The sequence below is a fragment of the Oleiphilus sp. HI0079 genome (assembly GCF_001635105.1).
Genome location: NZ_LWFT01000046.1, coordinates 1 through 10,691, shown reverse-complemented (window position 1 = coordinate 10,691; position 10,691 = coordinate 1). Strand labels below are relative to the sequence as shown.

Sequence of the window (10,691 nt, the reverse complement as noted above, 5' to 3'; positions counted from 1 at the left end):
TTTTAGGATATTACCTTAACGGTTCTAATCTTGTTTTTGAGGGGAGGCCGCTTGATGTAATTGAGCGATTTGGTGATGAGGTGGACACCGAAAGTGCGAGAAAACAACGAGTCTTGAAACGTATGGAGCTCGAGTTAACAAAACTGGCCAGCGACTTTACAGTGTATGTTGTCGACCCGACGCCCAGAATGACTGAATCGATACCTGAAGCAATGAAGCGAGCCGTATATCGAGGTGAAGATGTGAATGCTTTAGGTGTGCCTAGAGAAGAATATGAGCTGGCCGCGAAGGACTTTTTTGATCTGTTTGCAAAGCTCGAAAAAGCAGGTGTTAAAAGAGTCGCAATAGCTGATCAGCTATGCCCACATGAGATGTGCATTAATGCGATTGACGGCGATCCGATTTATCGCGACTCTCATCATTTGACGAGTACTTTGGGAGCTGGAATCGTTGTGGACAAAATATTGGAAGAAATGGGTGGTGTTAAATAAAAGCTTCAATGCCGTTTGCTTAGTCTATGTTCTTTGTTTTTGTATGCCACAACGATTCCGGCAATGCTTCGCGAAAGAACAGCTAGCCGGTATGATGGCCTGAGACTGTTTAATAAATCTAAAAAGGAAAGGTATGCTCACTGAAGCATCAAAAAAGCAGACCGCGGGTCTCGAACGCATCGTTTTTATTATTTACTTGCTGCATATTTTTAGTGCGCTGAATGGCTTACTGACGCCGGCGTTTATTGTTACCGCATTTCTATCGGGTTGGCCGTCCATTATTGCCGTCATCATGAGTTATATGTGGCGCAACGGTGCCGATAATACTTATCTTGCCTCCCACTTTAGTTGGGTGATTCGCACCTTCTGGCTTGCCTTGCTTTGGCTTGTGGTTGCCAGTGTGCTGATCTTTACAGTAATTGGCGTGGTGATCGGTTTGCCAATGCTCCTGATCGTCGGCATTTGGGTGATGTATCGACTGCTCAAGGGTATTTTTGCCTTAAATGATCGTCGGTCAGTTTTATAGGTTGTAAAAGACATGTCTTGGCAAATGCTCGCGGTTTGTTTGCTGTTTTTCTCTGTTATTGGATGCCTCGTTTTTCGCATTGCTTCTGTAGCGCGAATATTCGGTGTGGCGCTTTGCGCTCTGTATGGCTTTGGGTTTGTTAGCACGAATGATGTTCTGGCCAGCGCATCAAATTCTGGGGTGGTGAGTTTAGTTTTGTTGATGCTGTGTTCGCTAGCGATTGAGAAGACCTCGTACATTCGCCTGTTGGGTGTACGGCTAATCAAACCTGGCTTGCTGAGTACGCGCCTGCGTTTGATGTTTACTACCGTGCTATCATCGGCTTTTCTTAACAATACGGCGGTGGTTTCGGCGCTCATCGCCCCCATAAAAAATAACCCGCATCATGCGCCTTCTCGGCTTTTAATTTTTCTTTCCTACTTCTCGATTCTGGGCGGCACACTTACGCTTGTTGGAACCTCAACCAACATGATCATTAACAGTATGTTGATCAATTCGGGTTTGCCTGCGCTTGGCTTTTTTGATTTTACTTTGGTCGGTTTGGCCTTGGTATGTGCGTGTGGTGTCGTGCTGTTGGTGATTCGTCCGGAGTTTAAAGAGCTACCCCAAGAGAGCGGGATGGCGAGCCACTACCTAATGGATGCGCAGGCAGATATGGGGTCCCCCCTGATCGGAAAGAGTATTGAAAGCAATGGATTACGTAACCTGGAAGGTTTGTTTTTAGTTGAGCTTGTTCGGGATGGACGTTTGATCAGCCCTGTATCGCCAGACGAGGTAATTGAAGAGCGCGATCACCTTATTTTCAATGGCGATGTAGGCAAGCTAGAGCAGTTATTGAAGATGAACGGCCTGTCTTTGTTTGCGAACAAACAGCCTTCAAGCGTCCAAAATGTAATGGGCAGCAACCTTAGCGAAGTGCTTATTCGCCCAGATAGTCATCTTGTGGGCAAGAGTCTTAAATCATCCGGTTTTCGGGCCAAGTTTGATGCGGCAGTTGTCGCTATAAAGCGTGACGGTGAGGCCGTATCAGGCAAGCTGGGTGAGATAGAGCTCAAAGCTGGCGATTTCCTTGTGTTGGCAGTGGGTGCTGACTTCCACAGTCGTAATAACCTCAGTAACAACTTTGTGTTTGTTTCCGGGGTCGAGCCAGACCACATACTAAGTGATGCTCAAGGGCGTTTGGCTATTGGTGGTTTTGTTGCGGTGATTGCCTTGGCTGCAAGCGGCATGGTGGAATTACTGCAAGGATTGGTTTTGCTGTTCGCGCTCTACCTTTTAACGGGTTGTCTTAATCGGCAAGAAGTATTGCGACGGCTACCTGTGCAATTATGGTTAATCATTACCACAGCATTGTTATTTTCAAAGGCGTTGATGAGTTCAGGCGTATTCACTTTAATCGCACATCAAGCATCAGAGGTGCTAATGAGTATGCCGCTTTGGGCGATTATACTGTCCGTCTATGTTGTGACTTGGTTTCTGACAGAGCTGGTAACAAACAACGCCGCTGCAGCGTTGATGTTCCCTTTTGCGCTTGGTCTGGCGGGCGCGATGAACGCAGACCCGATGGTGCTGGTGATGACGGTGACCTTTGCGGCGAGCGCAAGCTTCGTCAGCCCTTATGGGTATCAAACCAACCTAATTGTGATGAATGCCGGTGGTTATCGGCTGCAAGATTTTGTTAAAACAGGCTGGCCCGTGGCGGTTGTGTATGGCTTGGTCGTGGTGTCGCTTGTGCCTCTTGTGTATTGATGGTCTTCATTCTTTATCACGCTCTATGGGTATGTAAGAGATCTCTTACAGACATTTACGAGATCTCCTATATTTTCTCATCCAACGATTCCTTAATATGCACACATAGGGATAGCGAAGACAAACGGATTTGTTACAGCGACTCGTAATCTATTGCGGGAAGCACACCAAGGATGGTGGTCGTGAAAGGGAAAAGGACGTAATGCAGCGGTTTACCGCGCCGGCTAGGATGGCCAGCACGCATTGCGTTTCCCGCCCCTATCTTCTTTAATTTCATCTCTAAATATTCTTCTAGGCTTTGCCCTGTATCGATCATTTCATGAGGGACGCATGAAACTTGGTATTATCATCACCGTAAGTTGTTTACTCTCCGGCTGTGCCTCGCTGTTTCCCATTCAAGTAACCGATCCCCGCACGGGCATCGAATATACCGTTCCTGCTCGCCTGCAAGATGTGCCTGGTATTAAAGAGCTTGCTGAGGCATGCGCGACCAAGGCTGGGCGTGTTGTGCATCGAACTGTTGAGGTGGAAGGGTATTTTGATGAGTCTCTTGATAAGTGTGAGAGCAATTGTTGGCATTACTTGTCATGGTCGAAATTTAGATATCTTGAGCTTGAAGTGCGCGAGACGAATTCATCGAAACATATAAAAGATAAAGGGTTTTGGAGAATAACGAAGTACCCTTTAGGTGATAATAAATGTGATCAGAAAATTCTGAATAGGATTGAAAAATTCTCTAACCACGCCCCAAGAAAAATCGACTCGTGTTTGGGGGCAGAATCAATCGATGAACCGAAAAGTTTGTATGCTTATCGTTCTTGGATCGAGATTCAAAAACTTTCGGATCAGTATGAGTCTGAACTGATGAAAGGAGTTCGGACTGTTGAAAACATCGCCGGTGATCGAGAGCTACTAGCTCAACAAGTTACATTTACTCTATTTTCTCGTTCCTCGGAGCGAGGAACTGCAAGGCAATTGGTATGCGAGTCGTTGTCGATAAATCATACAGTAGGTAGATTTAAGGACGTAGTATTAAAACCAGCTAATTAACACCAACAATGGAGAGTTTGGCTCATGGATGAGACAAGTCACTACTTTGAGGCTATGCGAGCGAGTGCTGCTTATGTGAGCCTTGTTGACGAAGATATAGATGCTAACTTAAAGCTTTCTTTAGAGGCCGAAACCAAACAAAAGTTTTTAAAAATAGGTTGGACAGAGACTCAATTTGAAGAATTCGCTGAGCGGCATGCAATAGTTGATTACATCAACAATGAAAGCTTTGGTCTTGCGCTTACTCTTTTCAAAGATCTTGAAACGGGGCAGCTCACCCTAGCTTTTAGGGGAACCGAACCCTGGCAAGAGGAGGGGTTTCCTCTAGCTGATCTTGCTACTGACTTCTTTCTCTCAATAGGCCTCAGCGAGCCTTATCTCGGCTTGACTCAGGTCTCTGCGATAAATGACTTCTTGGTCGATAATAATATCCTGGACGAGAACAACCAATCCGTATCGGATAAGCTGGGTTTGGTGAACGTTGTTGGTCACTCTTTAGGAGGCCATCTTTCTGCGATGTTCGCTTTGGATTACCCTGAGCTGATCGGCCAAGGCACAACCTTTAACGCGGCAGGCATTGGTTGGTTAGACGCCGGTTATAACTACTTAAAAGAGTTCTTTCTCAAACCTGAATCGATAGTCGCGCGTGACCAACTTGATGGTAAGTTCACCAACGTTTACGCCGAACCCGGTGCTGAGCTTACCGCTAATCGTCTCACCTTTACTCATCTAGGTAGGGATGAACCTGTTTTCATTGAGCCTCCGAAGGGCATCGCGGATAGTCACTCCATGTCTTTGCTTTTAGATGCCTTATCTGTGCGTCGGGTGTTTGAGAGTTTTGAAAGTACTCTATCTTCAGCAGAGTTTGACCATATTCTCTGGCGTGCGTTCGATCGAGAAGTGGAGGTGAGTATAAGCCCGTCTGGCGAACCGGATATGACTAACCCCGATGAAGCGGCTATTTCTCTCAATACCTTGATGAGGCACCTTTCAACGGTGCTTGGTGGTGAGTTCGCCTCTTATCAGACGGCTAATCAGGCAGCAGAGTTCTATCAAACGCTAACGCAAGGGGGGCTTCCGCGCTTTCAGTTGGCGACTCTTGATAGCTTTGAGAATCCTCTGAATACAGCGCTCAATGATACAAACTCGATAGGCCGAGCGCTGCGTTATGCGCTCTTGGAAGGCGCGCCTTTTATCGTCTACCCGATTGAAGCGTATAGCTCGGGTATTTTTGCTAATGGTGCTAATGATGATGCTTATGGCACCGAGCACTATACCGAGACATTTTGGGCTGATCGAATTGATTATTATCAGCGCCAACTCGCAAGCAATGCTTTGGACTTGAACTCCCGTGACGCTATAGGCGCGAAAGTAGGTACAGACGCCACGCACTTCTTTGACGACTATTCAATCAATCAGGCCGATGCCAACGGACAGCCGCAAGCGCAAGTCTATGTTCGCGGTCACGACTCTGTATATACCAATCAGGACAACGAACAGCACGTCGTTTTTGGTTCTCATACCGCGGACGATATTGCCGGTAGTGAACATCGCGCAGGAGATCGGCTCTATGGTCTCAGCGGTGATGATGTGCTTGAGGGGCATGGCGGTAATGACCATCTTGAGGGAGGCGCCGGCAGCGATACTTATATATTCAATAAAGGTGACGGGCACAATCTGATCGTCGATCAACACGGGCAAAACCAAATCGTTTTCGATGGCAACACATTGTCTTTGGCCAGCGCCGTTAGTGAAGGTTCAAGTATCTATGAATCAATGGGCATGCTATTTGTTGAGTCTGGAGAGGGGACGCTTTTTGTTATCCGCCCTTCTGAAGGCGATGCCCCGGCAGCGAGCGTTCGCTTAGATGACTTTGATGGTACGCCAAATCTTTTTGGCTTAGATCTAAAAGACAGTGCGGCACCCGAGAAGCCAGCCGAGCCAACTGATGCCGTACTCATCGGCACGGGTGTTGTCGAACTGGAAAATGGCGATCTGTTCGAGATCAAACCTCGCCAGATAGATCGTCTTGAAGATCCATTTAATGAGCAGCAAACCATTGAAGAGCGTGGCATGGTCTTGGATATGTCCCTGCTCGAAAAGCCTTATCATTATGAATCGCTTACCTATGCCTATTCGGAAAACCCGATCCCCGTTCGTTTGACGAATGGCGATGGTGAGCAGCTTCTGGATTTGTATTTTGAAGGAAGTGATCAAGATGACGTGATGCAGGGCGGCTACTTTGGCGATTGGCTTTATGGTCGTGGCGGTAATGACGTGATCGATGGTGCGGAGGGTTTTGATTTTCTGGCGGGCTTTTTCGGTGCGGATCTAGTTTTTGGTGGCGATGGAAGCGACCTTATTTTTGGCAATGTGCATGATAAATATCAGGGTGATGCACTGACATCAGGGTATGTAGACGAGTCATCGGATGAGCTAGATGGCTTCAATGATCGTTTATATGGCGGCATTGGCAACGACCAGATTTCTGGTGATGAAGGAAATGACTTTCTAGCCGGCGAAGCCGATAACGACAAACTATATGGTGGTGAGGGAAGCGACACTATTATCGGAGGAGTTGGGGAGGATACGATTCATGGTGATGGCCGTCTTGAATACGATAATGGTTTTGCCTTGCGTCGCCTTGAACATGAAAACCCAAACGATCAGCGCGCGGACCGTATAGATGCAGGAGCGGGAAATGACTGGGTCGAAGCTGAATGGGGTAACGATGTTGTTTTTGGCGGCGAGGGTGACGATAAGCTCTGGGGCGATGCACGTACCGAGCATTTAGCCGGTGCTTACCACGGTAATGATGTGCTTATCGGCGGCAGTGGTCGAGATGAGTTGTATGGTGGTGGCGGTTCGGACTTTCTTGATGGTGGTTCAGAAATCGATATTTTGCATGGCGATGTCGCTATCTATGAAGGTGAATTACAGGTCGCGCTAGCTCATGAATATCACGGCGATGACACACTTCGCGGAGGCTCTGGTGACGATACCCTCATCGGAGGCGGCAGTGCCGACATGCTTTATGGCGAGGACGATAACGATATCCTGTTTGGTGATGGGCAGTACACTGGGTCAAGCATAAGTGTTGGCGGTGTTTATCTTATTAATCCTGACCAACAGTCTACGGTTTCTGATAGCGCACACGGCGCAGATGTTCTGGATGGTGGCGCGGGCGATGATCTGATACTTGCCGGTGGTGGCGACGATATGCTCATTGGTGGGGCTGGCAATGATGAGCTTTATGGCCAGCAAGGTAATGATGTTCTCCGTGGTGGAGCGGGGAATGACATTTTGGTCGGAGGTGAGGGTGTTGATCATTACATCCTCGATGGTTTGGAATATGACTTCATTTATGACGAGTTGGATTACAACCATGCGGGTTTAGTTGGCTTCAAGGCAGAGTCGCTTGAACTTAGTTCTTCCACGGGAGGGAGGGCAACCCTAAAAAGCACAATTGATGGTCGGACGATTGCGGTGCTTCTTGGCCAAACCGCGGATCACTTGCGCTTGGTTTTACAGGGCGAGTATCAGGACTTCGTTACTAATGGGCGTTCGCAGAAATGGGTTTGGGTAAATGATCTCGATAAGAGCGTTGACCATTCGCATGAAGTGCAAGGGCGGGTTTATCGATCTGGCGCTGGTGATGACCGAATTCTTGCCGGAAGCGGCGACGATACTTTTATCTTGGGGCGACCGTATGAAGCTGTAGCCGAAGATCAGGTTGGCTCTGATGCCATGGGTGCGATGTCTCTTTCTGTGGAGCAAAATGCAAGCGACAGCGATGCTTCGAACCAAAACAATGAAGCCGGTGATGGTGGTAATGATTTTATTTCTGGTGGTTTGGGCAGTGATCAGTATGTCTATCATGCCGGCGCAGCAAGTGTCACTGTAGAAGAAGGTTGGGCCGATACGGGCAGCGATTCGTTGGTTTTGGCTAAGGGCTTTTCGGCTCAAACACTCGATGTATCGCTTGATGGAAATACGGCATTATTCCAAGCTAAGGGGCGTTCAGGCTCTCTAACCCTCAACGATGTTCGAATGTTTGAGAATATTGCGTTTGAAAACAACGATACATTCCACGCTCAGCTGCAGGCACGGAACTCCCTTATTGCCGGCGATGCTCAAAATAATTATGTGTACGTGGCGACCGATAACAACACCCTGAATTTAGGCTTGGGAGATGACCGCACTCAACTCGAAGCGGGTAATACGGCGACTTACGTTTATAGACTCGGTGATGGGCACGATCGTATTGAATTGGCTGACGTAGACCGATCGGGAACAATATCTCTAGATTTATCAGGAGAATTTACCTCTGCCGATTTGCGCTTAAGAGACACGCCAGATGGTTTAAGGCTGGATGTAGCTGAAGGGCATCAACAAGCGGGTTCGATCACGCTCAGTTCCGAATCTACGAGCGCTCCGGAAGCCTTGTTTACTGGGATTTCAGTTAATGGCACGGTGCTGTCCGAGACTCAAATAACTAGCTTGTTTGAAGGGCCGCGCAGACCGTTCTCTTCGCGGAACGAGGCGTTTTCGATTCCGCTGGATGCACTTGCGCAAGCAGGTGAGGCGCAGGTGATTGACCTTCCAATGACAGCTCTCATTGTTCCTGATATCGAGACTTCCGATGTTACTGGCGATTCGCCTGTCTGGGAGCTGACATTGAACAATGGCGCGCCTCTGCCATCCTGGATGCAGTTCAATGCTGAACGAATGCAGCTCTTTGTGAGCGAGGCTGCCCCGAGTCTTGGATCCATGACCTTACTACTCAGTGCAACAAATTCTGCCGGCAGTGCGACGCAAAAGATACAGCTTTTGGCAGCTGAGGATGCCGAGGTCTTCTTTGATGTTGCGCGTCCGTCAGATGTGTATCTTGGTGAAGCGACGAACCAGCTTTATCGGGCCGGAGAAAGCGACCAAGTTGTTGATATTTCCAATACCGGATTTACTACGGTAGTGGGGAATGATTCGGGTGTTCGGATAAACAGCAATTGGAGTGGTGGAGCGTTTTATGGTGGTGCTGACAATGACTTGTTGAGCACTACAGGGGGCTATTCCGAGCTTTATGGCGGTTCGGGCGATGATCGCTTCTATTTGGAACAGCAGTCGGTTAACCGTGTAAATCCCGGCCCCGGTCAGGACAAAGTGCATATTGACGATGGTGTGCATGTTATCGAATTGAATCCGGGTTTCGAATTCGTGGAGGTGCGGGCAAACTCATCAAGGGGAGGAGAAAGTGTTCTCGTGTTTGGCGAGGGCTTCAGCGCTTCAGATATGAAAATAACGCCCTTGCTGGATGGAACACCCTGGTTCGATGTCTTGCTCGGTTTCGAATCTCTCGAGGACGAAGTCTTGTTTTCAGGATCCTTAAGCAGGGTTGTTTTTGAGAGCAGTGAAGGCGTCGTGCAATATAGTAGGCAGGCTCTTTTAGATATCGTTGAATCTCAGATAGCGCAGGCGGAGTCTGATGCGGCCGAGGTTTCCGAAACGGCCGCTGTCGAATCTGCTTCGGATGTTACGACCGATGCTACTACCGATACGCAAGCAGTGCCCTCCGACGAACCGGTTCCTGAAGAGGATGCTGCCTCAGCCCAAACGCTAAATATACCCGACAGAGAGTTCGAAGCTGACTTAAGCCAAGTGAGCCTGCCCTATGACGACAGCGTCTATCATCGCTTAAAGCTCTCTAATAATTATGACCCAAAATATCCGTTAGAGGGCTTGGAACGAGACCTTTCTGTTGATCAATTGCGCGAACTGCTCTCGCTCGATAACAGTGCTGATCTCAATATTTCTGGATGGCAGATGCATGATGGGTCTGCAAATATGCAGCGGGATCTCCGAGCTCAAGCCTATGGTTCGCTAGTGCGGTTTACGATCCCTGATGCCGACTTCGTCGGCAGCACTTGGTTTGATTTGGAGTATTCCGTTGATGGTGAGCCGTTTACGGCGCCAATCAGGTTGGATGTAGAACACCAAAATAGTGCGCCGCTTGTCTGGGGCGATTTGCGCGGATATACGGATAATGATGACTACATAGAGCCGCAAGCGTTTACGTTTCCTGTGAGCGTTTATGACAGGCATGGAGTAAATGATCCTGTGCGTCTTATGGACTTAAATCAAGGCGATTTGGCCGAACTGATTTCAGTAGGGAATCCCGAAAATGGCCAGGTTAGTTGGGATTCTTCGGCAGGAATGATTTCCTTCGTACCGGATTGGGCAGCGGCTGTTTCTGGAGGCGTTGAGCTTCGGCAACCCGCGGAGAAATGGCATCACAATTTTGGGTTTGAGGCGACCGTCAGCGATGGTTCAGACGCTCGGACCCAGTGGTTAGACGTCACCGTGTCCTATTCCCAGCAAGATGTTTTGGAGCTGGGTGACGACCATGTCGTGTTCAGTTCTGAGGCTGACCTTCGACAGATTCACCATATAGGTGCGGCTACTTTATTTGCAAACGACGTCACCGAACGCCTGGCGGGACTATCCTTGAATACTGTCTATGAGGGCTTCGGCGGACGGGTTGAATTTGATGCGTATAATCAGGAAGTTCACTTTCAGGCTGATGATGACTTCGCAGGAGAAGCGGGTTTTTGGTATGAGGTAACAGACGGCTATTCAACAGAAACAGCTTGGGTGACCGTCGCACAAGAGGAGCAAGATTCAGGTCAACAACCAGACCAAGATCAGGAGCAAGACCAAGAGCCGGATCAAGATCAGTCCAACGATATACCGCCTGTTGACGAGCAAACGCCTGAAGACAATCCTTTACCAGAACCAGAACCAGAACCAGAACCAGAACCAGAACCAGAACCAGAACCAGAACCAGAACCAGAACCAGAACCAGAACCAGAACCAGAACC

General features: G+C 48.5%; 5 protein-coding genes and 1 pseudogene. 5 read left to right on the top strand and 1 reads right to left on the bottom strand.

The genetic code is table 11. The features are described 5' to 3' along the window. From A3750_RS25610 to A3750_RS00790, 3 genes are all read left to right on the top strand, one after another. On the top strand, positions 1 to 491 hold a 491-nt coding region (locus tag A3750_RS25610), incomplete at its 5' end, for an SGNH hydrolase domain-containing protein (protein WP_197474772.1). A 133-nt stretch (positions 492 to 624) separates the two neighbouring features. Next, positions 625 to 1,017 carry a hypothetical protein gene (locus A3750_RS00795; RefSeq protein WP_068455868.1) on the top strand — a complete coding sequence of 131 codons (393 nt, stop codon included), beginning with the start codon at positions 625 to 627 and terminating at the stop codon, positions 1,015 to 1,017. 12 nt (positions 1,018 to 1,029) lie between these two features. Then, positions 1,030 to 2,766 (top strand): SLC13 family permease, encoded by a 1,737-nt coding sequence (locus A3750_RS00790; protein WP_068455866.1) that lies wholly within the window; start codon positions 1,030 to 1,032, stop codon positions 2,764 to 2,766. 133 nt (positions 2,767 to 2,899) lie between these two features. On the opposite strand, the gene A3750_RS25205 is transcribed toward A3750_RS00790, so the two are convergent. Next, complete coding sequence (locus A3750_RS25205; protein ID WP_156492394.1) at positions 2,900 to 3,043, bottom strand: hypothetical protein; 144 nt, start codon at positions 3,041 to 3,043, stop codon at positions 2,900 to 2,902. Between the two features lie 53 nt (positions 3,044 to 3,096). Here A3750_RS25205 and A3750_RS00785 point away from each other — a divergent pair, with 53 nt between their 5' ends. Both A3750_RS00785 and A3750_RS26660 read left to right on the top strand, forming a co-directional pair. Further along, complete coding sequence (locus A3750_RS00785) at positions 3,097 to 3,816, top strand: hypothetical protein (protein WP_068455863.1); 720 nt, start codon at positions 3,097 to 3,099, stop codon at positions 3,814 to 3,816. Positions 3,817 to 3,840: 24 nt separating this feature from the next. After that, positions 3,841 to 10,691, top strand: a pseudogene (locus A3750_RS26660) (hypothetical protein); the annotation flags it as partial.

Excerpts from the sequence above, each read along its gene's own strand:
- A3750_RS25205 (WP_156492394.1), bottom strand. The coding sequence starts at position 3,043 with ATGAAATTAAAGAAGATAGGGGCGGGAAACGCAATGCGTGCTGGCCAT.
- A3750_RS00790 (WP_068455866.1), top strand. The coding sequence starts at position 1,030 with ATGTCTTGGCAAATGCTCGCGGTTTGTTTGCTGTTTTTCTCTGTTATT.
- A3750_RS00795 (WP_068455868.1), top strand. The coding sequence starts at position 625 with ATGCTCACTGAAGCATCAAAAAAGCAGACCGCGGGTCTCGAACGCATC.
- A3750_RS00785 (WP_068455863.1), top strand. The coding sequence starts at position 3,097 with ATGAAACTTGGTATTATCATCACCGTAAGTTGTTTACTCTCCGGCTGT.